We start from the raw sequence: 25,252 nt of genomic DNA, 5'->3' as shown, positions 1-25,252 counted from the left end.
GGATGTTCAACACTTGCACAATTCAGCGACTTGCGATTACACTTTCACCATCGATTAACATTCGGAAAAATATAAGGAGGATACTTATGCTGTACTGTGAACGTTTCATCGTTTCACATGCTTTTGGCGATCGCCTGTGCTCAAGCGTTATCGGTATCGTGCTGCGATAACTTCTGCTTGAGCGAAGCTAACTTCTAAATCCCCTTCTCTCGGGCTTACCGGGTTATCGTCAGCGATGTTTGACGAGGCGTTTTTGCGCCTGTAACTCTTGAGTAAGCAACAATGAGCACATTACTAACCGCACAATCCTTACACGTTGATACGGCATTCGGCACGCTGTTTGACGATCTCACCTTTACGCTGAAAAAAGGCGACCGCATCGGACTTATCGGCTACAACGGCTGCGGAAAAAGCACGCTGTTAAAACTGCTTGATGGCACAATCCCCCCCACCAGTGGAACCATTGCGCAGGCGAATCACTGCCACCTCGCCCGCGTGGAGCAACACTTGCCGGACAATATACTGCCACTTACATTGCAGGAGGCGGTACTGGCCCAACTTCCCGAGTATGAACGCGCCAGCCAGCAGTGGCGGGTTGAAGCGTTGCTCGCCGAAATGGGTTTTACGTCGGAGAATTTTCACCTCACTGCACAGACGCTGAGCGGCGGGCAGCACACGCGCCTACTGTTAGCCCGTGCATTGATGCGCAATCCAGACCTGTTGCTGCTGGATGAGCCGGGAAACCATCTGGATTTGCCCACATTGCTGTGGCTGGAGCAGTTCTTACAGAACTGGTCTGGCAGCTTCGTGGTGGTTTCTCACGACCCGCAGCTGCTGGATGCGGTGACGCACGGAACGTGGATCCTGCGCGATCGCACGTTGCACGCTTTTGATCTTCCCTGTAGCGCGGCGCGCCAGGCGCTGGTAGACAGAGATGCCAGCGACGCCCTGCGCTATAAAGCGGAGCAAAAGGAAATCGATCGCATCACCGCCAGCGCCAAACGTCTGGCTACCTGGGGACGGGTCTACGACAACGAGGATTTGTCCCGCAAAGCCAGGCAGATGGAAAAACAGGTGCTACGGCTGAAAGACGTTCAGACGGAAGTGACCGCAGGAAGTCAGTGGACACTAACATTGCAGGGGGATGCCCTGCGTGCCGATCGACTGCTGGAAATGACCAATCTGCCAGTCTCTCCGGCACCCGATGCAGCAACGTTGTTTTCCATTGCGGGCATTCGTATTAAAAGCGGCGATCGCGTGGCGATTGTCGGGCGTAACGGCTGCGGGAAATCATCGCTGCTAAAGCTTATCTGGCAGCAATATCAGTCGCAAATGGCCTCGACATCACTGGTGTTGCACCCTCGCGTCACACTGGGGTATTACGATCAGACGCTACACCAGCTCGCAGATGACGACACGTTGTTTGATGCGCTCGAACCGTTTGCTCCGCAGCCGGATGTTCGCAAGATGGCGCTGATAAGCGCAGGTTTCCCGTGGGTCCGCCATCCGCAACGGGTCAGCACCTTAAGTGGTGGAGAGCGCTCGAGGCTACTGTTTGTTGGGCTGACGCTTGCGCGTTATAGCCTGCTGATGCTCGATGAACCAACCAACCATCTGGATATGGAGGGTAAAGAAGCCCTGGCGCAGACGCTACAAAGTTTCAGCGGCGGCGTGCTGCTGGTCAGTCACGACCGTCAGCTTATCAGCCAAAGCTGTAACCGCTTCTGGTTTATCGACGAGGGTGAGCTTAGCGAATGGCATGACCTGGAGGCGATCAATGCGCGTATTCAGGACACCGCCAGTGAGTTAACGGCGACCAAAACCGTGATACAGGTTGCTTCTGATCTCCATCGCAATAGTGACGAGATCCTGGAGAAACTTCTTGAGCTGGAGCAGCGGCTGGCCGACGACCTCGCACGCAAACCGAAGCATCAGAAACCGCAACTGCAGGCGCAATGGCGTAAGGAGATTGAGCGTCTGAATTCACAACTGGAGTAAACCGCATTGCCGGATAAGCTCGCGTCTTTCGGCAACTCTTTTTAGACGCAGAACGACGTTTGGGCAAAAAAATGGCGCTACCGATGTAGCGCCATTTTTATCAGCAGAACGTTAATGGATTATTGTAACCCTTCCTCGTTCTCTTTCTTCGCCTCTTCGCGTTCAACTTCGCGATACCAGCGCGGATGGTGCTTCTTCGCCCAGCGGCGGCTGACCTTCCCTTCGACCATGCCTTTAATCGATCCTTTCACCCAAAATGCCATGTACATATGGATGAGGATAGCGTGCATCAAAATAATGCCCGCTGCAGCGTGGATCAGCAGGCTGTAGCGCACTACCTGCATCGGGAAGAACTGCGCAAAGTACGGACGCCAGATAATCACCCCGGTCACCAGCAGCACAAAAATCATGCCCATGATCGACCAGAACATCATTTTCTGTCCGGCGTTGTATTTACCGACATCCGCCACCTTGTGTTCATTGCCCTTCAGCACTTCCACAATGTTTTTCAGCCACGGAATATCTTTCTTATCCGGGATGTTGTGGTGCACAAAGCGCACAAACATGAACATCAGCGCAACGAAGATCAGCAGACCGAAGAACGGGTGCAAAATACGCCCCATCTGCGGCGTACCGAAGGTTTGCGTCAGCCATTGCAACGTCGGGAAGAAAAACGAAATCCCCGACAGCGACACCAGAAAGAAGCAGATCACCACCGTCCAGTGACAGGCGCGGTCGATAAATTTCGTGCGCACAATCATTTTCGACTTACTCATGATGATCCTCCTCGTCGTCGTCCACTTCCTTGTTCGGGCCAATACCAATGTAGTGGTAAATCAGCCCGGCGAAGGTGGCGATAAATCCGGCGGCGGCCAGCGGTTTCAGCGCCCCTTTCCACAGATTGATAGACGTATCTATCTGCGGATCTTTCGGCAAACCGTGGTACAACTCCGGCTGGTTGGCGTGATGCAGGACGTACATGACGTGCGTACCGCCCACACCCTGCGGGTTGTAGACACCAGCATGTTCGTAGCCGCGTGATTTCAGCTTCTCCACGCGCTGCTCGGCCATTTCCAGCATCTCTTGCTTAGTACCAAAGTGTATCGCCCCGGTCGGACAGGTTTTCACGCAGGCAGGTTCCTGCCCGACGCTGACGCGATCCACACACAGCGTACATTTATACACGCGGTTATCCTCTTTATTGAGGCGCGGAATATTAAATGGACACCCGGCAATACAGTACCCGCAACCAATGCAATGCTCTGACTGAAAATCAACAATCCCGTTGGCGTACTGGATGATTGCTCCGGCAGACGGGCATGCCTTCAGGCAGCCCGGATCTTCACAGTGCATACAGCCGTCTTTACGGATCAGCCATTCCAGCTTGCCGTTCTGTTCGGTTTCGGTAAACCGCATCACCGTCCAGGACTTGGCGCTGAGATCGGCGGGGTTGTCATACACCCCGACGCAATGCCCCACTTCATCACGGATATCGTTCCACTCTGAGCAGGCCACCTGACAGGCCTTGCAGCCTATGCAGGTGGAAACGTCGATCAGTTTCGCGACTTCGGCTTTGTAATCACGGGCCTGAGGTGGCGGCGTGATGGAGTTTGTTGCGGACCTTTTGATGATGTCCTGCGTTTCCATAGACATATATTCGCCCCCTTACGCCTTCTCGATGTTAACTAAAAACGCTTTGTATTCCGGCGTTTGCGAGTTTGCATCACCGACATTCGGCGTCAGGGTGTTGGCGATAAAGCCTTTACGCGCGACTCCTTCAAAGCCCCAGTGGATCGGGATCCCTACGGTTTCGACCTTCTGGCCGTTGACGTTCAGGGTTTGCAGACGGCGGGTGACCACCGCAACCGCACGAATAAATCCACGTTTGCTGCTGACTTTCACGTAATCGCCGTTACCGATACCTTTTGCTGACGCCAGCGTTTCGCTGATTTCCACAAACTGCTCTGGCTGGGCAATCGCATTCAACAATGCGTGTTTGGTCCAGGTGTGGAAATGTTCGGTCAGACGATAGGTGGTCCCGACGTATGGGAAGTCCTGCTTCGTCCCCATACGCAATGCATCCGCCTCGTACAGACGTGCTGCCGGGTTGGAGATCACGTTCGGATGCAGCGGGTTAGTACCCAGCGGCGTTTCCATCGGCTCGTAGTGTTCCGGGAACGGCCCTTCCGCCAGCTTATCGATAGCAAACAGACGCCCCAGCCCTTCCGGCTGCATGATAAACGGATTGGTGCCACTGCCCGGTGCGGCGTTGTTGAAGTCAGGGATATCGTTACCGGTCCACTTAGTACCGTTCCACTGGATCAACATTCGTTTCGGATCCCACGGTTTACCCTGCGGATCTGCCGACGCGCGGTTGTACAGTACACGACGGTTCAGTGGCCATGCCCATGCCCAACCCAGCGTATTACCAAGACCTGATGGGTCGGCGTTATCGCGATTGGCCATCTGGTTGCCCTGCTCGGTCCAGCTACCTGTATAAATCCAGCAGGAAGATGACGTTGTACCGTCATCACGCAGGAGGGCAAAGCTGTTGAGTAACTGACCTTTTTTCGCCACCAGCACGCCATTGGCATCATAGAGATCTTCCAGCGCATAGCCGTTGTTCTCTTTGGCCACTTCCTCGGAATGCGGTTCATCCGGTTGCTTGTAGTTCCAGCTCATTTTCAGCACCGGCTCTACGCCTTTACCACCTTCAGTGCGATACATTTCGCGCAGACGATGGTAAATACCCGCCAGAATTTCGCCGTCATTACGTGCTTCACCTGGTGCATCCTGACCTTTCCAGTGCCACTGCAGCCAACGGCCAGAGTTAGCAATCGAGCCGTCTTCTTCTGCAAAGCAGGTGGATGGCAGACGGAAAACTTCAGTCTGAATCGACGCCGGATCAACATCGTTGGATTCGCCGTGGTTTTGCCAGAATGTGGACGTTTCTGTGACCAGCGGATCAATAACCACCAGATACTTCAGTTTGCTGAGGCATTGCACCACTTTGTTTTTGTCCGGGAAGGACGCAACCGGGTTAAAGCCCTGACAGATGTAGCCGGTGACTTTCCCGCTATCCATCATGTTGAAATATTTGATGACGTCGTAGGACTGATCCCACTTCGGCAGCCATTCAAAGCCCCAGTCGTTTTCTTTCTGCGCCGCATTGCCGTAGAAAGACTTCATCAAACTGACGAAGAACTTAGGGTAGTTGCCCCAGTAGTTCACCTGATCGGCCAGCGCCGCTTTTGGCGTATTGGCAGCCAGATAGGTTTGCAGATCGGTCTGTTTCTCAGACGGTAGCGTCAGATAGCCAGGCAGGCTGGTAGACAGCAGACCTAAGTCGGTTAACCCCTGAATGTTGGAGTGACCGCGTAAGGCGTTTATACCCCCACCTGCCATCCCCATGTTACCGAGCAGCAACTGGATCATCGCCATGGTGCGGATGTTCTGCGCCCCAACGGTATGCTGTGTCCAGCCCAGCGCGTACAGGAAAGTCGTGGTTCGATCGGCCGCACTGGTTGAGGCCAGAACTTCACACACTTTCAGGAAGTCGGCTTTTGGCGTACCGCAGATGTTTTCCACCACATCCGGCGTATAACGGGAAACGTGCTGTTTGAGCAGGTTCCACACGCAACGTGGATGGCTTAAGGTTTCATCGCGTTTTGCGTAGCCATTTTCATCGAACTGGTAGTTCCAGGACGACTTATCGTACTGACGCTTTTTCGCGTCGTAGCCACTGAACAGACCATCTTCAAAAGCAAAATCATCCCGCACCAGTAGGCTGGCGTTGGTGTAGTGCTTAACGTATTCAGCGTTAATTTTGTTGTTTTCAATCAGATACAGCAATACGCCGGACAGGAACGTAATGTCCGTACCGGAGCGAATCGGCGCGTAGATATCCGCGACGGAGGCTGTACGTGTAAAACGGGGATCGACAACAATCAGCGTGGCATCATTGTTGTTTTTAGCTTCCATCGCCCAGCGGAATCCCACCGGATGTGCTTCAGCGGCGTTACCGCCCATCACCATCACGACGTTAGCATTTTTGATATCAACCCAGTGGTTGGTCATCGCACCGCGACCAAATGTTGGAGCAAGACTTGCTACCGTTGGTCCGTGTCAGACGCGTGCCTGGTTGTCTACCGCCAGCATGCCGAGTGAGCGCACGAATTTTTGCGTCAGCATGCCGGTTTCATTACTCGCCGCAGATGCACACAGCATCCCGGTTGAAAGCCAGCGGTTTACCGTAACACCCTGCTCATTTTTCTCAATAAAGTTGGCGTCACGGTCGGCTTTCATCAGTTTTGCGATGCGGGAGAAAGCGTCATCCCAACTGATGCGTTGCCATTTATCGGAACCGGGAGCGCGATATTCCGGGTAGCGTAAACGGCTTTCGCTGTGCACGTAATCCAGTAATCCTGCGCCCTTAGGACAAAGTGCCCCACGGCTCACCGGATGATCCGGATCCCCTTCGATATGATAAATCGACTCTTTGGCGTTTTTTGCTCCATCACCAAGGCTATACATTAATAGCCCGCAACCTACGGAACAGTATGTGCAGGTGTTTCGGATCTCTTTTGCGCGTAACAGTTTGTAGTTTCGCGCTTGAGCCAGTGCCATTTTGGGTGCAAAACCCAGTGCGGCCACTGTTGTTCCCGCCATACCGCCCGCGCAGATTTTAAAGAATTGTCTGCGGCTGACGTCCATTGCTTTCCTCTTTTTTACAGGGGTTCGTACAAGAAATCTTTCACCTTGCGCCAGCGCGGCAGTCTGAAAGATGACATGTACAACTTCGCGACGAAACTAACAGCTATATCCATATTTTTTTTGCGTCAAATCAATAACGAAACGGTTCCGCTACTAAATAGTGCAGTTTGTGTAACCTTTGTACCCACAAGGAGTTAGCTAAAAGCTAATTAGTTAGCCCGTGCTGACGTAAAAGTGCTATATATTTCAGCTTCATTTTTGCCAGGACGACGGACAGACAAACAGCATGACAAAACAAAAAGCAACGTTAATCGGGCTCATCGCCATCGTGCTGTGGAGCACAATGGTGGGGTTGATTCGTGGGGTAAGCGAAGGTCTTGGGCCCGCGGGCGGCGCAGCGATGATCTTCTCGCTAAGCGGCCTGCTGTTGATATTTACCGTCGGATTCCCAAATATTAGAAAAATACCTGTTCGTTATTTAATCGCCGGTAGTGTGCTTTTTGTCAGCTATGAAATTTGCCTGGCTTTGGCATTAGGTTATGCCGCTACCCGACACCAGGCAATAGAAGTAGGAATGGTCAATTATCTCTGGCCAAGTCTGACGATTTTGTTTGCTATATTATTTAACGGTCAAAAAACAAACTGGATGATAATTCCAGGATTAATTCTCGCATTGACCGGAGTCTGCTGGGTTTTAGGTGGTGATAACGGTCTAAATCCAGGTGAAATTATCAGCAACATTGCCAGTAGTCCGCTGAGTTATTGTCTCGCATTTTTGGGCGCTTTTATCTGGGCAACGTATTGCACCGTCACTAATAAATTTGCGAAAGGGTTTAACGGTATTACCGTTTTTGTTTTACTGACAGCGACAAGTTTGTGGGTCTACTATTTTATGACACCACAACCAGAAATGGTTTTCAGCACACCGGTGACCATTAAGATGTTCACGGCTGCATTAACGCTAGGATTTGCCTATGCAGCATGGAATATCGGAATTTTGCACGGTAATGTCACTGTCATGGCGGTAGGGTCTTATTTCACTCCAGTGCTTTCTTCTGCACTGGCTGCCGTATTGCTCAGCGCCCCACTGTCGTTCTCGTTCTGGCAAGGCGCACTGATGGTCTGTGCTGGCTCGCTGCTGTGCTGGCTGGCAACACGTCGGGCATAGAAATCATGCCGGGTTTCTGCATACAGATAAACCCGGCTACACTCTGGTCAGTTAACGGATAATAATTGTACATTCCGCTTGTGTTTTATGTTTTTATTTGTTTAATTAAATGTTAAGCAACTGGTAATTAATCAACAACCGAAAATATTATATGTTTACTTATAACCCTCTGGTTGTATATATTTTACATAGGTTACTAACGATTACTAAACCATAATCAGAACAATAGTCCCCGCCGAAAATATACCCCAGCAAAAGGTCACATATTAAGATTAATATAATCGTCTGTATTATGTAGATCTGGATCACACAAATCCAAATATTCCGCAATATTATGAAACTTATTATTGAACTAATACCACATCGTCATTTAAAAATAGTTCGTCATTGATGAACGGCCTCGTTTAGCAATGGTTTAGGAAACACACCAAGAAAAAATTATAAGGATTATTTAGAATGAAACTTAAATTAGTTGCAGTGGCAGTGACTACCCTGTTGGCAGCAGGTGCGGTAAACGCAGCTGAGATTTATAACAAAGACGGTAACAAACTGGATCTGTACGGTAAAGTTCACGCTCAGCATTACTTCTCTGACGATACCAGCAGTGATGGTGACAAAACTTACGCGCGTCTGGGCTTCAAAGGCGAAACTCAGATCAACGACCAACTGGTTGGTTTCGGCCAGTGGGAATATGAATTCAAAGGCAACCGTTCTGAAGATCAAGGTTCCGAAGCAGACAAAACCCGTCTGGCATTCGCTGGCCTGAAATTCGCTGAATACGGTTCTTTCGACTACGGTCGTAACTACGGCGTAGCCTACGACATCGGCGCATGGACTGACGTCCTGCCAGAATTCGGTGGTGATACCTGGACCCAGACTGACGTCTTCATGACTCAGCGTGCTACCGGCGTTGCAACTTACCGTAACACTGACTTCTTCGGTCTGGTTGAAGGTCTGAACTTTGCTGCTCAGTATCAGGGCAAAAACGACCGCAGCAGCGACGTTGAAGCGAACGGCGACGGTTTCGGTCTGTCTTCTACTTATGAATACGAAGGTTTCGGCATCGGTGCGACCTATGCGAAATCTGACCGTACTGATGACCAGATGCGTAATGGCAACAACGAATTCTACGCTTCCGGTAAAAACGCAGAAGTATGGGCTGCTGGCCTGAAATATGATGCGAACAACATCTACCTGGCAACCACCTACTCTGAAACCCGCAACATGACCACGTTCGGTAAAGTTGACGGTATCGCGAACAAAGCTCAGAACTTTGAAGCTGTTGCTCAGTACCAGTTCGACTTCGGTCTGCGTCCGTCCATCGCTTACCTGAAATCCAAAGGTAAAGATCTGGGTGTTTACGGCGACCAGGATCTGGTTGAATACATCGACCTGGGTGCGACCTACTACTTCAACAAAAACATGTCTACCTTCGTTGATTACAAAATCAACCTGCTGGACGACAACAAATTCACTTCTGACGCACGTGTTAGCACTGACAACATCGTTGCAGTTGGTCTGAACTACCAGTTCTAATTTTGTTGTAAGTTGAATACAAAGCCAGTCCATCCAGGGCTGGCTTTTTCTCTTGATGTAGACTCGGTCATAAGGAGTATGCCGTGCAGACGTTCACTGGTCGTTGTCTTTGCGGACAGAGTCATTTTACCGTAAACGTCGAAATGCTTGATGTCTATGCCTGCCACTGCACGCTGTGCCAGAAATGGTCCGGTGGTATCGCCATGTATCTGGAAGCCAGCGGTCATCCACTACTTTCCCCTGATTCAGCAGAACCTTCGCACTTTCCCTCATCAACGCGCGGAGAACGTTTCTTCTGTTCCGGCTGTGGATGCCCCTTGTGGTTTACGCTGATCGATAGCGATCGCTACTTTATTCCGTGGACATTGCTGGAACTGAATGAGGTCGATCGCCGCCGTCTGATTCTGGCGGCTGAAATCTATACCGAAACACAGCCTGCTTTCTGGAGGTTGACGGGGCAATACGCTCGCCTGAGTGGAAAAGAAGTCGAAGCGATGGATTACCCCTGTCATTTAGCTCACTAGTTATTGACGGTTCACCTTTGCCAGGCTGAACCACATCCCTACCGCTAATACGATAAGCATGCTGCCAGCGCTGCTCAATGCCACGCTGTGCGACCAGGTAAATGCTTCTCTGGCAGCTGCAAGCAACGCGTCGCTAAGAGACGGCGAAAGTGAATGTGCTAATTGCACCGCCTCACCCATTGACGATGAAGCACGTTCCATCTCCTGCGCATTGAGGCCGGCAGGCGGTAAAATCGACGCGGAAAAACTACGGCTTAGCAAGAGACCAAAAATCGCGATCCCAAGGCCGGCACCCAGTTCATAGGCCATGGTTTCGATAGCCCCCGCAGCGGCTGCTTTTTCAGCCGGGGCGGCCGCCATAATAGCCGCTGTTGAGGCCAGTAGCGCGCTGGCGGCACTGAACCCCAGTAACGCCATTAATATCCAGGCCTGGATCTGCTGAGTGCTGAAATCCGTCATTGCCAGACCGTAGAAACTGACTGCACTCAACGCCATACCTGCCGTTGCCACGCAGCGCAATCCCAGCCGTGAAACCAACATACCGGCAATCGGGCCGCTGAAGCCACTCGCCAACATGACGGGTAGCATAAACAGCCCCGCCTGATACGGCGTTAAACCGTGAACAAACTGTAATTCCTGGGCCATCAGCAACTCAAACCCTACCAGGGTGATCATCGCAGTCATCGCCATCACCACACCGCTTAAGATAATGCGATGGGTGAACAACCGCATATCAATCATCGGACGTGAGGCCGCAAGTTGAATACGAACAAATGTCCACAACAGCACTGCTCCGGTTAACAGCGCCAATGCGATCGCTCCGGTTGCCATATGCCCTTTTAGTGCTGTTTTAGCACTGTAAACCAGCAGTAAAATCGCCACGATCAACATAATCGCATGACCAAAATTTAACGACTGATCGTGACGCCCGGTCTGGCGTGGCACGTAACGTGCGGTCAATGCCATCACCACTACCACAATCGGAACATTGATTAAGAACACTGAGCCCCAGTAGAAATGCTCCAGCAACATACCACCGACTAATGGACCAAATGCCGCACCGCCGGAACCGACGGCAGCCCAGACGCCAAGCGCCATATTGCGATGACGTTGTTCGGAAAAGGTGGCGCGAATACCTGCCAGCGTCGCGGGAACGATCATCGCCGCACCAATGGCCAGCACGGCCCGGGTCGCGATTAGCCAGGCGGCACTGTGAGCAAACGCGGCAGCCAGCGATGCCAGACCAAATAACCCACCACCCAGCATCAGCAAACGTTTAAAGCCGATGCGATCGCCGAGCGCGCCCATGGGTAACACCATACCGGCCATCACCAGAGAATAGATATCAATGATCCACAGCAGCTCGTTACCACTGGCACCCAGCGTCATACTCAGCGTGGGCGCGGCAACGTGCAGCACCGTTGCATCAATCGCAACAGGGATGTAGACCAGCACAATAATCACTAACGTTAACCACTGACGAAACATAAAACTCCCTACAAAACGGAAACTGGACACATGTCCAGCTTTAGCGATCCTACGGAAAATTGAACATATGTCCAACTTTTTGTTACACTGCCAATAATATGAATATAGGGAGGAAGTATGAGCTATATGAATCGGGATGATCGTCGGGAAGTTATCCTGCAGGCAGCCATGCGCGTGGCGCTTGAAGAAGGATTTACCGCCATGACCGTTAGACGCATTGCCGCAGAGGCTCAGGTAGCTACCGGGCAACTGCATCATCATTTTACCTCTGCCGGTGAGCTTAAATCCCAGGCATTTGTCCGCCTTATCCGCACCCTTCTTGATGCCGAACTGGTCAGTGAAAATGCAACTTACCGTGAACGACTTCATGCCATGTTGGGAAGTGATGACGGTGGATTCGAACCGTATATCAAGCTCTGGCGCGAAGCGCAGATCCTGGCCGATAAGGACCCGGAAATCAAAAGCGCTTACCTGCTCACAATGCGTATGTGGCATGAAGAAACTGCCGCGATCATTACCCACGGGCAGAAAGCCGGCGAGTTCTCCTCCAGGTCTGATGCGGCCGACGTAGCCTGGCGTTTAATTGCGCTGGTTTGCGGACTGGATGGGATGTATATGCTGGGCATTGCCGAGATGGCCGATCCGGCTTTCGATCGCCACCTGGATCGCATGATAACGCTGGAGTTATTTATTTGATGTTATACATGAATTAACAACACAACTTTTTAGTTTACAATTAGTAACACTTAAGCAACGCGTTATTCCCCTGCCGCGCCGCGTTATTGCGCTTTTTTATCTATCCTTTCAGTCAATATTCCTAAAACCTTTCAATAATTTCTAATCAGGACCTGTGCGGAACCATAGGCGTTTATTTATTGAACGACGTGTGCATGCGAGGAAAATATGCCATCATCAAATGAGAAGAATAATCGTTATCTTTTGACTGACTGGAAACCAGAAAACCCCGCTTTTTGGGAAAATAAAGGCAAGCACATAGCACGAAGAAACCTCTGGATATCAGTGAGTTGCTTACTGCTTGCGTTCTGCGTCTGGATGTTATTTAGTGCGGTTGCGGTAAATTTAAATAAAATTGGTTTTAATTTCACCACCGATCAACTCTTTTTATTAACGGCATTACCCTCTCTGTCTGGCGCAATATTACGCGTCCCCTACTCCTTTATGGTACCTATATTTGGCGGCCGCCGTTGGACCGTTTTTAGTACGGTAATCCTGGTTATTCCCTGTGTATGGCTCGGCTTCGCTGTGCAAAATACCGCTACTCCTTTCGGTGTATTTATCATCATTGCGCTGATGTGTGGTTTTGCCGGTGCCAATTTTGCCTCGAGTATGGGCAATATCAGCTTCTTCTTCCCAAAAGCGAAGCAAGGCAGCGCGCTGGGTGTGAATGGCGGACTCGGCAATCTTGGCGTCAGCGTGATGCAATTGATCGCCCCGCTGGTGATTTTTCTGCCTATTTTTACCTTCCTGGGCGTACAGGGTGTGCCACAACCTGATGGCTCGTTACTGTCGCTGGCCAACGCCGCCTGGATTTGGGTGCCGTTGCTGCTGCTCTCCACCCTGGCGGCGGGAATCGGCATGAATGATATCGCCAGTTCTAAAGCCTCTATCGCCTCGCAATTACCGGTGCTGAAGCGTTTTCACCTGTGGCTGTTAAGTCTGCTGTATCTCGCGACGTTCGGATCGTTTATCGGTTTTTCCGCCGGGTTTGCCATGCTGGCAAAAACCCAGTTCCCTGACGTGAATATTCTGCAGCTGGCGTTCTTTGGGCCATTTATTGGCGCACTGGCACGCTCGGCGGGCGGCGTTATCTCCGACAAGTTCGGCGGAGTACGGGTCACGTTAATCAACTTCATCTTCATGGCGCTGTTTAGTGCGCTGCTGTTTCTTACCCTCCCCGGCTCAGGAGAAGGAAATTTTGTTGCCTTCTATCTGGTGTTCATGGGCTTGTTCCTGACCGCAGGTCTGGGCAGCGGTTCAACCTTCCAGATGATTGCCGTGATCTTTCGCAAAATCACCATCTACCGCGTGAAACTGCACGGTGGTACAGAAGAACAGGCCCAGCGAGAGGCGGTGACCGATACCGCCGCGGCCCTCGGGTTTATCTCTGCCATCGGCGCGGTGGGTGGCTTCTTTATCCCGAAAGCGTTTGGTTCATCGCTGGCGTTGACGGGCTCTCCGGTGGGGGCAATGAAAATTTTCCTCGTGTTTTACATCGTCTGCGTGCTGGTGACCTGGCTGGTCTATGGCCGTAAATCACAAAAAAAATAACAACACCCCTGACACATAATGGAGCAGGAGAAATGTCATGAGTAAACTGTTGGATCGCTTTCGTTACTTTAAACAAAAGGGCGACACGTTTGCCGACGGACACGGGCAAGTGATGCACACCAACCGGGACTGGGAAGACAGCTATCGTCAGCGCTGGCAGTTCGATAAAATTGTACGCTCGACTCACGGCGTGAACTGTACCGGCTCATGCAGCTGGAAAATCTACGTTAAAAACGGTCTGGTCACCTGGGAAACCCAGCAAACTGACTATCCGCGCACCCGTCCGGACCTGCCCAATCATGAGCCCCGTGGATGTCCGCGCGGTGCCAGCTATTCCTGGTATCTCTATAGCGCCAACCGCCTGAAGTACCCGCTGGTGCGGAAACGCCTGATCGAACTGTGGCGTGATGCCCTTTCCCGCCAGCCCGACCCGGTACTGGCGTGGGAATCGATCATGAACGACCCGCAGAAGTGCCAGAGCTACAAACAGGTGCGCGGACGCGGCGGGTTTATTCGTTCCAACTGGAAAGAGTTGAATCAACTGATCGCCGCTGCCAACGTCTGGACGGTGAAAACCTATGGCCCGGATCGTATCGTGGGATTCTCCCCTATCCCTGCCATGTCGATGGTCTCCTACGCAGCGGGTACACGTTATCTCTCCCTGCTCGGCGGAACCTGCCTGAGTTTTTATGACTGGTACTGTGACTTGCCTCCCGCCTCTCCAATGACCTGGGGCGAGCAGACCGATGTGCCGGAATCCGCCGACTGGTATAACTCCAGCTATATCATTGCCTGGGGTTCTAACGTCCCGCAGACCCGTACGCCAGATGCCCACTTCTTTACGGAAGTGCGCTACAAAGGCACCAAGACCATCGCCATTACGCCGGATTACTCGGAGGTTGCCAAACTGTGCGACCAGTGGCTGGCGCCGAAGCAAGGCACCGACAGCGCGCTGGCGATGGCCATGGGCCACGTGATCCTCAAAGAATTCCACCTTGATAAGCCCAGCGACTACTTCCTCAATTACTGCCGCCGCTACACCGATATGCCGATGCTGGTGCTGCTGGATGCCCGTGAAGACGGTAGCTTCGTACCAGGCCGGATGATGCGTGCCTCTGACCTCGTTGACGGGTTGGGTGAAAGCAATAATCCTGAATGGAAAACCGTGGCCTTTAACAGTAACAGTGAACTGGTTGTGCCGAATGGTTCGATTGGTTTTCGTTGGGGTGAAAAAGGGAAATGGAACCTGGAGCCGCTGGCGGCTGGCGCGGAAACCGAGCTGTCGTTGTCATTGCTCGGACAGCACGATGACGTGGCCGGTGTCGCTTTCCCTTACTTTGGCGGCAATGAAAACCCGCATTTTCGCAGTGTGAAGCAGGAACCGGTGCTGATTCGACAATTGCCGGTAAAACGTCTCACCCTCGCGGATGGCAGCGTTTGTCCGGTGGTCAGCGTCTATGACCTGGTACTGGCAAATTATGGTCTGGACCGCGGACTGGATGATATTCATAGCGCGAAAGATTACACCGAAGTTAAAGCTTACACCCCGGCCTGGGGCGAACAAATTACGGGTGTTCCGAGCCGTCATATCGAACAAATCGCCCGTGAGTTTGCCGATACCGCACACAAAACCCACGGTCGCTCGATGATCATCCTCGGTGCTGGTGTGAACCACTGGTACCACATGGACATGAACTATCGAGGGATGATCAACATCCTGGTGTTCTGTGGCTGTGTCGGACAAAGCGGCGGCGGCTGGGCCCACTATGTGGGTCAGGAGAAACTGCGTCCGCAAACCGGCTGGTTGCCACTGGCCTTTGCGCTGGACTGGAACCGTCCACCGCGTCAGATGAACAGTACCTCGTTTTTCTACAACCACTCCAGCCAGTGGCGCTATGAGAAAGTCACCGCGCAGGAGCTGCTCTCTCCGTTGGCCGATGCCTCGAAGTTCACCGGACATCTGATTGACTTCAACGTCCGCGCCGAGCGGATGGGCTGGCTGCCTTCTGCTCCGCAACTCAACCTTAACCCACTCACGGTAAAAGCAAAGGCACAACAAGCAGGATTATCCCCTGTAGAATATACCGCGCAGGCGCTGAAGTCCGGTGATATCCGCTTTGCCTGCGAACAACCCGACAGCGGCAAAAACCATCCACGTAACCTGTTCGTCTGGCGTTCTAACCTGTTGGGTTCTTCCGGTAAAGGGCATGAGTATATGCTCAAATATCTGCTGGGTACTGAAAGCGGGATTCAGGGTGAAGCGCTTGGCGCAAGCGATGGCATTAAACCGGAGGACGTGGAATGGCAGTCTGCGGCGATTGAAGGCAAGCTTGACCTGCTGGTGACGCTCGATTTCCGCATGTCCAGCACCTGCCTGTTCTCCGACATCGTGTTACCTACCGCAACCTGGTATGAAAAAGACGATATGAATACCTCGGATATGCATCCGTTTATTCACCCGCTGTCGGCTGCAGTCGATCCTGCCTGGGAGTCAAAAAGCGACTGGGAGATTTATAAGGGCATTGCCAAAGTGTTCTCCGAGGTGTGCGTCGGTCATCTGGGGCTGGAAACCGACGTGGTACTGCAACCGCTCCAGCATGACTCTCCGGCGGAACTGGCGCAGCCGTTTGATATACAGGACTGGCGCAAGGGTGAATGCGATCTTATTCCGGGTAAGACCGCGCCGAATATTGCCGTTGTGGAACGCGACTACCCTGCCACTTACGAGCGCTTCACCTCGCTGGGTCCATTGATGGATAAGCTGGGCAACGGTGGGAAAGGCATTTCCTGGAATACTCAGACTGAAGTCGATTTCCTTGGCAAGCTGAACTACACCAAACGCGAAGGCCCGGCAAAAGGCCGCCCGCTGATCGATACCGCACTGGACGCCTCTGAAGTGATCCTCGCGCTGGCGCCAGAAACCAACGGTCAGGTGGCGGTGAAGGCGTGGGAAGCGCTGGGCGCAATGACCGGGCGTGACCATACGCATCTGGCGTTGAACAAAGAAGACGAGAAGATTCGTTTTCGCGACATTCAGGCGCAGCCGCGCAAAATCATCTCCAGCCCCACCTGGTCGGGTCTTGAAAGCGAGCATGTCTCCTACAACGCAGGCTACACCAACGTGCATGAGCTGATCCCGTGGCGCACGCTGTCCGGTCGCCAGCAGCTGTATCAGGATCACGCGTGGATGCGCGCTTTTGGCGAGAGTCTGGTGGCTTATCGCCCCCCCATTGACACCCGTAGCGTCAGCGAAATGCGTGAGATCCCGCCAAACGGCTTCCCCGAGAAAGCACTCAACTTCCTGACGCCGCACCAGAAATGGGGCATCCACTCTACCTACAGTGAAAACCTGCTGATGCTGACGCTGTCGCGTGGCGGGCCGATTGTCTGGATCAGTGAAACCGACGCCAAAGAACTGGGGATTGAGGATAACGACTGGATCGAAGCCTTCAACGCTAACGGCGCGCTGACCGCTCGAGCGGTGGTCAGCCAGCGTGTACCGCCGGGAATGACCATGATGTACCACGCACAGGAACGAATCATGAATATTCCCGGTTCTGAAGTCACCGGCATGCGCGGCGGTATTCATAACTCCGTCACCCGAGTGTGTCCTAAACCGACCCACATGATTGGCGGCTATGCGCAACTGGCATACAGCTTCAACTATTACGGTACCGTCGGCTCTAACCGCGATGAGTTCATCATGATTAGGAAAATGAAAAATATTAACTGGCTGGATGATGAAGGTCGCGATCAGGTACAGGAGGCGAAAAAATGAAAATACGCTCACAGGTAGGCATGGTTCTGAATCTGGATAAATGCATCGGCTGCCACACCTGCTCCGTTACCTGTAAAAACGTCTGGACCGGGCGTGAAGGGATGGAATATGCGTGGTTTAACAACGTCGAGACCAAACCAGGCATTGGTTACCCAAAAAACTGGGAAGACCAGGAAGAGTGGCAAGGCGGCTGGGTGCGCGATGTTAACGGTAAGATCAGACCGCGCCTGGGTGGCAAGATGGGCGTGATCACCAAAATCTTCGCCAACCCGGTGATCCCGCAAATCGATGATTACTACGAGCCGTTTACCTACGATTACCAGCATCTGCATAGCGCGCCGGAAGGCAAACATCAGCCCACCGCCCGTCCGCGTTCGTTGATTGACGGTAAGCGGATGGACAAGATTATCTGGGGGCCGAACTGGGAAGAACTGCTTGGCGGCGAGTTTTCCAAACGCGCCCGCGACCGTAACTTCGAGAAGATGCAAAAGGAGATGTACGGCCAGTTCGAAAACACCTTCATGATGTATCTGCCGCGCCTGTGCGAACACTGCCTGAACCCAAGCTGTGTCGCCACCTGCCCGAGCGGGGCCATCTATAAGCGTGAAGAAGATGGCATCGTGCTGATCGACCAGGACAAATGCCGCGGCTGGCGTTTGTGCATCAGCGGTTGTCCGTATAAAAAAATCTACTTTAACTGGAAGAGCGGCAAGTCAGAAAAATGTATTTTCTGCTATCCGCGCATCGAATCCGGCCAACCTACCGTGTGTTCTGAAACCTGCGTCGGGCGCATTCGTTACCTCGGTGTATTGTTGTACGACGCCGATCGTATTGAAGAAGCAGCCAGCACCGAGCATGAAACCGATCTCTACGAGCGCCAGTGCGATGTGTTCCTCAACCCGAACGATCCGACGGTAATTGAAGAAGCGCTAAAACAGGGTATTCCGCACAACGTCATCGAAGCGGCTCAACGTTCACCTGTGTATAAAATGGCAATGGACTGGAAGCTGGCGCTGCCGCTGCATCCTGAGTATCGCACCCTGCCGATGGTCTGGTACGTGCCGCCGTTGTCACCGATTCAGTCGGTCGCCGACGCCGGTGGACTGCCGCACAATGGCAATATTCTGCCCGCGGTCGAGTCATTGCGTATTCCGGTGCAGTACCTCGCCAACATGCTCAGCGCGGGCGATACCGGTCCGGTGCTGCGCGCTCTGAAACGCATGATGGCGATGCGCCACTATATGCGTTCGCAAACTGTCGAAGGCGTTACGGATACCCGTGCCATCGAAGAAGTCGGTTTGAGCGTTGAACAGGTCGAAGAAATGTATCGCTACCTGGCCATCGCCAACTATGAAGATCGTTTCGTTATCCCGACCAGCCATCGGGAAATGGCGGGCGACGCTTTCGGGGAGCGCAATGGCTGCGGCTTTACTTTCGGCGACGGCTGCCATGGTTCCGATACCAAATTCAATCTGTTCAACAGCAGCCGCATTGACGCTATCGACATCACCGAAGTGCGCGATAAAACGGAGGGGCAATAATGCAAATCCTCAAGGTTATCGGTCTGCTGATGGAGTATCCGGACGAACTGCTGTGGGAATGCAAGGACGATGCGCTGGCGCTGGTCGCCAGCGATGCGCCGATGCTGAGCGCATTCACTCACGAACTGTTAAATGCCCCGCTGCTGGATAAGCAAGCCGAATGGTGCGAGATATTTGACCGTGGCCGCGCCACCTCACTGCTGCTGTTCGAACATGTGCATGCGGAATCCCGCGATCGCGGCCAGGCGATGGTCGACTTGCTGGCCCAGTACGAAAAAGTCGGCCTACAACTCGACTGTCGCGAACTGCCGGATCACCTGCCGCTGTATCTGGAATATTTAAGCGTGCTGCCGGAAGCGGAGGCCAAAGAAGGATTGCAGAACGTCGCGCCGATCCTGGCGTTGCTTGGTGGTCGCCTGAAGCAGCGAGAAACACCCTGGTATCAACTGTTTGACGCCCTGCTGCTGCTTGCCGGAAGTTCTCTTTCAAGTGACAGTGTCACGAAACAGGTTGGCGCAGAAACCCGTGACGATACCCGTCAGGCGCTGGATGCCGTCTGGGAAGAGGAACAGGTGAAGTTTATTGAGGATAACGCCACCGCCTGTGACAGTTCACCGTTACAAAGCTACCAACGGCGCTTTAGCCAGGATGCGGCGCCACAGTATGTTGACGTCAGCGCGGGAGGCCCGAAATGATACAGTATCTGAACGTCTTTTTTTACGACATCTACCCATATTTGTGCGGTACGGTGTTTATCCTCGGCAGTTGGTTACGTTACGACTACGGACAGTACACCTGGCGCGCCGCCTCCAGTCAGATGCTGGACAAACGCGGCATGGTACTGTGGTCAAACCTGTTCCATATCGGCATTTTGGGGATTTTCTTTGGCCACCTGTTCGGCATGTTAACCCCACACTGGATGTACGCCTGGTTCCTGCCGATTGCGGTAAAGCAGCAAATGGCGATGATTGCGGGCGGTATCTGCGGCGTGCTGACGCTCGTTGGCGGTATGGGTTTGCTGGTTCGTCGTCTAACCAACTCGCGTGTGCGGGCCACGTCCTCGACGGCGGATATTCTGATCCTGTGCGTGTTGCTGATCCAGTGCATTCTCGGTCTGACCACCATACCGTTCTCGGCGCAACATCCTGACGGCAGTGAAATGCTGAAACTGGTGGGTTGGGCGCAGTCGGTAGTCACCTTCCAGGGCGGCGCGTCTGCACATCTGGATGGCGTGGCGCTCATTTTCCGTGTTCATCTGGTGCTTGGAATGACCATTTTTCTGCTGTTCCCGTTCACCCGCCTGGTTCATGTCTGGAGCGCACCGGTTGAGTATTTCACCCGCCGTTACCAGATAGTACGTTCCCGCCGTTAAGTGTCTCTGATGCCCGGTGGCGCTTATGCTTACCGGGCGACATCGCTATACCACTTTTTGTGCGCTATGATGCTTCTCTATCCCAGGGAGAACGTCAATGAAACCACAGGTTTACCACGTCGATGCCTTTACGTCAGAACCGTTTCGCGGCAATTCCGCAGGCGTTGTGCTGCATGCGGACGGGCTGAGTGACGCGCAGATGCAGCTGATTGCGCGTGAACTGCGTCATTCGGAAACCGCTTTTCTGCTGTCCAGCAACGACAGCGATGTACGCATTCGCTACTTCACCCCAACGGTCGAAGTGCCTATCTGTGGGCATGCCACAGTTGCCGCGCATTATGTTCGCGCCAACGTACTGGGGCTCGGTGATACGACCGTCTGGCAAACGTCACTCGCCGGGCGTCATCGCGTTGAAATTCATGCTGAAGGTGGTAACTATCGTATCAGTCTGGAACAGGGGAAGCCAAGTTTTGAACCGCCGCTGGAGGGGGCAACGCGTACAGCCATCATCGCGGCCCTGCACCTGACCGAGGACGATATGCTGCCTGGGCTGCCAGTCCAGATTGCGTCCACCGGGCATTCGAAAGTGATGATCCCGCTGAAGCCAGAAGTCGATCTGGACGCCCTGTCCCCAGACCTGTCGGCATTAACCACGCTCAGCCAGCACATCGGCTGCAATGGCTTCTTCCCGTTCCAGATCCGCCCAGGAGAAAACGCCACCGATGGGCGCATGTTTTCACCGGCTATCGGCATTGTGGAAGATCCGGTCACGGGTAACGCCAACGGTCCAATGGGGGCCTGGCTGGTGCACCACAATCTGATGGCGCATGACGGAAAAACGTTGCAGGTTCAGGGGCATCAGGGCCGTGCGCTGGGACGCGACGGTATTGTTGATGTGACGGTGACTATCCGTGAAAACCAGCCAGAAAAAGTGACGATTTCCGGCGCAGCAGTAATCCTGTTCCACGCCGAATGGAAGATTGATTTTTAAATAAACGCATTGCCGGATGTCGCGCTTGTGTCGCCATCCGGCCAAAACACCCTATTTCCCCGCCTCCGGATGCGTGTCAAACGCTGCCATTACCGTCGCCAGTTCAGCCTCAGTAAAGCCATGTTTGACGTCATCAACCCCCAGACCAAAGCGGTCCTGCAACAGCGCATACAGGCTCGCAACGTCTGGTAAGTTAATCTGCTCTACCGCATGGCCATCTTCATAGTGAGTAAAATGGAAGTTGGTCAGGGTCAGCTTGCCACCGTCGGGTAAATGGCGACACATCAGCAGATGGTGACGGAAATGCGACTGTGGCCAGTGTGCAGACCAGAAGTTACCCATCAGATAATCGCTGTGATGTTGCACCACCAGATCGAATCGGTACATTGACTGCCAGTGATCATGATGGCGGAACTGCAATATCCAGTCTTCACCCTCCTGAACCAGCCGATAGTTTCCGTGCGGCGTTTGCTGTTCAAGATCAGCCTGCAGACGAATGGGGGCCGTCAGCGTTTGTCCGCCAAATCCAACGTCAGCGATCCACTGTTCACCCTGTAATTCAACCAGTAACAGGCGATGTGTACGCGGCGGCAGACTTGACGGATTCGCCAATACCACGCGTCCCAGCAAACTACGTACGGTAAAGCCGATGTCGCGTAGCGCCCGTTCAAATACACCATTTTGTTCAAAGCAATAACCACCGCGGCGGGCAGTGACCAACTTCTCTTCAAGGGACACATCGTCAAGCTGCATTTCACGTGGCAGCAGCACATCAAGATTTTCAAAGGGTATGGCACTGTTATGCAGTAAGTGCAGCGCTCTCAAAGTTTCAATATCGACGTTGGGCACATCTGACCAGCCAATACGGGCAAAATAAGCGTTTAAAAAAGGCGTCATACGGGATTCCTGTTTGTTGAATGCTGTACTTATAACGCATTTTTAATTTTACGCGGTCGCTTTTGTGCGCTGTTCACCCCGATGAGGCGACAAAATCGCTAATCCCGTTAATATCTATGTTTATTGTGATGTCATTTTTATTCTGCCAAGGAGTCGCTATGAGTCATTTTCGTCCGGTTGAATTACAACACGCCTGCCGACTGCTTAATCACGGCCCCACCATTTTGATAACCAGTCGTGACGCGAATACAGAACGGCGTAATGTGATGGCGGCCGCGTGGTCAATGCCCGTGGAATTTGATCCGCCGCGGGTGGCCATTGTTGTCGACAAAACCGCCTGGTCGCGCGAACTGATCGAACGTAGCGGTCAATTTGGTATTGTTATTCCAGGTGTTGCCGCGACAAACTGGACCTATGCCGTGGGGAGTGTTTCCGGTCGAATAGAAGATAAGTTCAACTGCTACGGCATTCCGGTGGTCAAAGGCCCAGTATTGGGATTGCCGCTAATAGAAACCAAGTGTCTCGCCTGGATGGAATGCCGCCTGCTTCCTGCCACAGCGGCTCAGGACAAATATGACACCTTGTTTGGAGAAGTGGTTTCTGCCGCTGCCGATGAGCGGGTATTTGTGCAAGGACGATGGCAGTTTGATGATGGCAAACTCAATACTTTGCACCATCTTGGCGCAGGCACATTTATCACCAGTGGAAAACAGGTTACTGCCGGTAAATAATCACAGACAAACGGATGGCAGATCCGCCTGTCATCCCCATCATCCTTATCAAAACTTCCGAAAAACCAGCCAGATAAATCGTTTCCCTTACCTTGCTGAATCATTCATGTGAATTATAGTTAATCGTGCACTAAGTCAAATATTGATTCAAAACGCAATCCATTAAAGCAGCATCCCCCCAGAACTGTACTTATGAAGTATCAGAGAGGTTTTACGATGCAACTTAATAGAATCGCACAAAGTTTTATGCTTGCTGGGTTATTAACGTCTTTTGCTGTTCCCGTCATGTCTGCTGAAGCCCCGAAAGAGGCTACGGCAGCCACGCAACAAGCCAACAATGCACTCTACAATCAACTCTCCTTTTCTGATAACACCGACTTTACCGACGCGCACAAAGGCTTTATCGCCCCGATTCCTCAGGACATGATTAAAGGTGAACAAGGCAACGTAATCTGGAATCCGCAACAGTATGCGTTTATTAAGGAAGGCGATAAGGCGCCGGATACGGTAAACCCGAGCTTGTGGCGCCAGTCTCAGTTGATCAATATCAGCGGGTTGTTTGAAGTCACGGAGGGTGTCTATCAGATCCGTAACCTCGATTTGTCGAATATGACCATCATCGAAGGTAAAGAAGGCATCACCGTTGTTGACCCATTAGTGTCGGCAGAAACGGCCAGGGCAGGCATGGAGCTCTACTTTAAAAACCGTGGCAAAAAACCGGTTGTCGCGGTGATTTATACCCACAGCCACGTCGACCATTACGGTGGTGTGCGCGGCGTTGTTGATGAAGCCGATGTTAAAGCAGGCAAAGTGAAGGTCTATGCACCTGCCGGCTTTATGGAAGCTGCGGTTGCTGAAAACATCATGGCCGGTAACGTCATGAGCCGCCGTGCCAGCTACATGTACGGCAACCTGCTAAAACCTGATGCTAAAGGTCAGGTCGGCGCGGGGCTGGGAACCACCACCTCCGCAGGAACGGTTACTCTGATTGCGCCAACGAATATCATCGAGAAAGATGGGCAAAAAGAGGTTATCGATGGCCTGACCTATGACTTCATGTTGGCTCCGGGCTCCGAAGCGCCTTCAGAAATGTTGTGGTACATCGAAGAGAAAAAACTCATCGAATCGGCTGAAGATGTCACCCATACCCTGCACAACACCTACTCTCTGCGCGGTGCAAAAATCCGTGAACCGTTGCCGTGGTCCAAATATATCAACGAAGCGATTGTTCGCTGGGGTGATAAAGCGGAAATTCTGATGGCACAGCACCATTGGCCGACCTGGGGTAATGACAAGGTGGTGAAACTGCTGAAGAGCCAGCGCGACCTGTATCGTTATATTAACGACCAGACGCTACGCATGGCCAACGAAGGTCTGACCCGTGATGAAATCGCGGCGAACTTTAAGCTACCGGATTCACTGGCACACACCTGGGCGAACCGCGGGTACTATGGTTCCGTCAGTCACGATGTAAAAGCCACCTATGTGCTGTACCTCGGCTGGTTTGACGGCAACCCAGCCACACTTGATGAACTGCCGCCGGAAGAAGCGGCGAAGAAATTCGTCGACTATATGGGCGGTGCGGATGCCATTCTGCAAAAAGCGAAAGCTGACTACGACCAGGGTAACTATCGCTGGGTGGCACAGGTGGTGAGCAAAGTGGTGTTTGCCGATCCGAACAACCAGGCCGCACGTAATCTGGAAGCCGATGCGCTGGAACAATTAGGCTATCAGGCAGAGTCTGGTCCGTGGCGTAACTTCTACCTGACGGGCGCACAAGAACTGCGCAACGGCGTGGTGAAAGGCCCGACGCCGAATACGGCCAGTCCGGATACCGTCCGCGCCATGACGCCAGAAATGTTCTTCGACTACCTGGCGGTACATATTAACGGGCAGAAAGCGGGCGATGCGAAATCAGTATTCAATATCGACCTTGGTAGCGATGGTGGTAAATACAAACTGGAGCTGGAAAACGGTGTTCTGAACCATACCGCGAATTCCGAAGCGAAAGATGCGGATGCCACTATCGCGCTCAATCGCGATACGCTGAACAAAATCATCCTCAAGGAAGTGACGCTGAAGCAGGCGCAGGACAGCGGTGACGTGAAAATTACCGGTGACAGCGCCAGGCTCGACGCCATGCTCGGTTACATGGATAAATTTGAATTCTGGTTCAATATTGTCACACCATAACAGCATTAAAAACGGGCGAATCACTCGCCCGTT

General features: G+C 52.6%; 18 protein-coding genes. 13 read left to right on the top strand and 5 right to left on the bottom strand.

All coding sequences use genetic code 11. The features are described from left to right. Positions 1 to 282: 282 nt before the first annotated feature. On the top strand, positions 283 to 1,998 hold the full coding sequence (locus tag OGX95_RS16760; RefSeq protein WP_286630258.1) for an ABC-F family ATP-binding cassette domain-containing protein: 1,716 nt from the start codon (positions 283 to 285) through the stop codon (positions 1,996 to 1,998). A gap of 119 nt (positions 1,999 to 2,117) precedes the next feature. On the opposite strand, the gene fdnI is transcribed toward OGX95_RS16760, so the two are convergent. Genes fdnI through fdnG form a run of 3 tightly spaced genes read right to left on the bottom strand, consistent with a single transcriptional unit; the run spans position 2,118 to position 6,711 of the window. After that, positions 2,118 to 2,774, bottom strand: a complete 657-nt coding sequence (gene fdnI / locus OGX95_RS16755) for a formate dehydrogenase-N subunit gamma (RefSeq protein WP_286630257.1) — start codon at positions 2,772 to 2,774, stop codon at positions 2,118 to 2,120. Next, a complete protein-coding gene (fdnH, locus tag OGX95_RS16750; RefSeq protein WP_115258486.1) occupies positions 2,767 to 3,651 on the bottom strand; it encodes a formate dehydrogenase N subunit beta in 885 nt (294 codons plus the stop codon). Before fdnH ends, fdnI begins: the two co-directional genes overlap by 8 nt. Before the next feature lie 12 nt (positions 3,652 to 3,663). Beyond that, complete coding sequence (gene fdnG / locus OGX95_RS16745; RefSeq protein ID WP_286630256.1) at positions 3,664 to 6,711, bottom strand: formate dehydrogenase-N subunit alpha; 3,048 nt, start codon at positions 6,709 to 6,711, stop codon at positions 3,664 to 3,666. A gap of 286 nt (positions 6,712 to 6,997) precedes the next feature. On the opposite strand from fdnG, the gene yddG reads away from it, so the two are divergent. From yddG to OGX95_RS16730, 3 genes are all read left to right on the top strand, one after another. Continuing rightward, positions 6,998 to 7,879, top strand: a complete 882-nt coding sequence (yddG, locus tag OGX95_RS16740) for an aromatic amino acid efflux DMT transporter YddG (protein ID WP_286630255.1) — start codon at positions 6,998 to 7,000, stop codon at positions 7,877 to 7,879. A gap of 456 nt (positions 7,880 to 8,335) precedes the next feature. Further along, on the top strand, positions 8,336 to 9,415 hold the full coding sequence (ompD, locus tag OGX95_RS16735) for a porin OmpD (protein ID WP_286630254.1): 1,080 nt from the start codon (positions 8,336 to 8,338) through the stop codon (positions 9,413 to 9,415). A gap of 83 nt (positions 9,416 to 9,498) precedes the next feature. Further along, positions 9,499 to 9,939, top strand: coding sequence for a GFA family protein (locus OGX95_RS16730; RefSeq protein ID WP_502872783.1), 441 nt, complete (start codon positions 9,499 to 9,501; stop codon positions 9,937 to 9,939). On the opposite strand, the gene OGX95_RS16725 is transcribed toward OGX95_RS16730, so the two are convergent. After that, positions 9,940 to 11,427 (bottom strand): MFS transporter, encoded by a 1,488-nt coding sequence (locus OGX95_RS16725; protein WP_286630253.1) that lies wholly within the window; start codon positions 11,425 to 11,427, stop codon positions 9,940 to 9,942. 117 nt (positions 11,428 to 11,544) lie between these two features. Between OGX95_RS16725 and OGX95_RS16720 the strand changes: the two genes are divergently transcribed. From OGX95_RS16720 to OGX95_RS16690, 7 genes are all read left to right on the top strand, one after another. Next, positions 11,545 to 12,123, top strand: coding sequence for a TetR family transcriptional regulator (locus OGX95_RS16720; RefSeq protein ID WP_286630252.1), 579 nt, complete (start codon positions 11,545 to 11,547; stop codon positions 12,121 to 12,123). Positions 12,124 to 12,330: 207 nt separating this feature from the next. Then, a complete protein-coding gene (locus OGX95_RS16715) occupies positions 12,331 to 13,716 on the top strand; it encodes a NarK family nitrate/nitrite MFS transporter (protein ID WP_286630251.1) in 1,386 nt (461 codons plus the stop codon). 37 nt (positions 13,717 to 13,753) lie between these two features. Continuing rightward, positions 13,754 to 17,494, top strand: coding sequence for a nitrate reductase subunit alpha (locus OGX95_RS16710; RefSeq protein ID WP_286630250.1), 3,741 nt, complete (start codon positions 13,754 to 13,756; stop codon positions 17,492 to 17,494). Further along, complete coding sequence (gene narH, locus OGX95_RS16705; protein ID WP_286630249.1) at positions 17,491 to 19,035, top strand: nitrate reductase subunit beta; 1,545 nt, start codon at positions 17,491 to 17,493, stop codon at positions 19,033 to 19,035. Before OGX95_RS16710 ends, narH begins: the two co-directional genes overlap by 4 nt. Then, complete coding sequence (gene narW, locus OGX95_RS16700) at positions 19,035 to 19,730, top strand: nitrate reductase molybdenum cofactor assembly chaperone (RefSeq protein WP_286630248.1); 696 nt, start codon at positions 19,035 to 19,037, stop codon at positions 19,728 to 19,730. The genes narH and narW overlap by 1 nt, the downstream gene beginning before the upstream one ends. Further along, positions 19,727 to 20,407 carry a respiratory nitrate reductase subunit gamma gene (gene narI, locus OGX95_RS16695; protein ID WP_286630247.1) on the top strand — a complete coding sequence of 227 codons (681 nt, stop codon included), beginning with the start codon at positions 19,727 to 19,729 and terminating at the stop codon, positions 20,405 to 20,407. The genes narW and narI overlap by 4 nt, the downstream gene beginning before the upstream one ends. 97 nt (positions 20,408 to 20,504) lie before the next feature. Further along, the gene (locus OGX95_RS16690; protein ID WP_286630246.1) at positions 20,505 to 21,398 is read left to right on the top strand and encodes a PhzF family isomerase; all 894 of its coding nucleotides are present in this window, start codon (positions 20,505 to 20,507) and stop codon (positions 21,396 to 21,398) included. A 51-nt stretch (positions 21,399 to 21,449) separates the two neighbouring features. Here OGX95_RS16690 and nhoA read toward each other — a convergent pair whose 3' ends face one another. Further along, positions 21,450 to 22,295 carry an N-hydroxyarylamine O-acetyltransferase gene (nhoA, locus tag OGX95_RS16685; RefSeq protein WP_286630245.1) on the bottom strand — a complete coding sequence of 282 codons (846 nt, stop codon included), beginning with the start codon at positions 22,293 to 22,295 and terminating at the stop codon, positions 21,450 to 21,452. A gap of 158 nt (positions 22,296 to 22,453) precedes the next feature. Here nhoA and OGX95_RS16680 point away from each other — a divergent pair, with 158 nt between their 5' ends. Further along, positions 22,454 to 23,026, top strand: coding sequence for a flavin reductase family protein (locus OGX95_RS16680; RefSeq protein WP_286630244.1), 573 nt, complete (start codon positions 22,454 to 22,456; stop codon positions 23,024 to 23,026). Between the two features lie 216 nt (positions 23,027 to 23,242). Beyond that, positions 23,243 to 25,219, top strand: a complete 1,977-nt coding sequence (locus OGX95_RS16675) for an alkyl/aryl-sulfatase (protein WP_286630243.1) — start codon at positions 23,243 to 23,245, stop codon at positions 25,217 to 25,219. Positions 25,220 to 25,252 lie beyond the last annotated feature (33 nt).

The organism is Citrobacter sp. Cu233, assembly GCF_030332225.1.
In the GTDB taxonomy this organism is placed as follows: Bacteria; Pseudomonadota; Gammaproteobacteria; order Enterobacterales; family Enterobacteriaceae; genus Citrobacter.
This window is presented reverse-complemented; position numbering and strand designations above follow the sequence as displayed.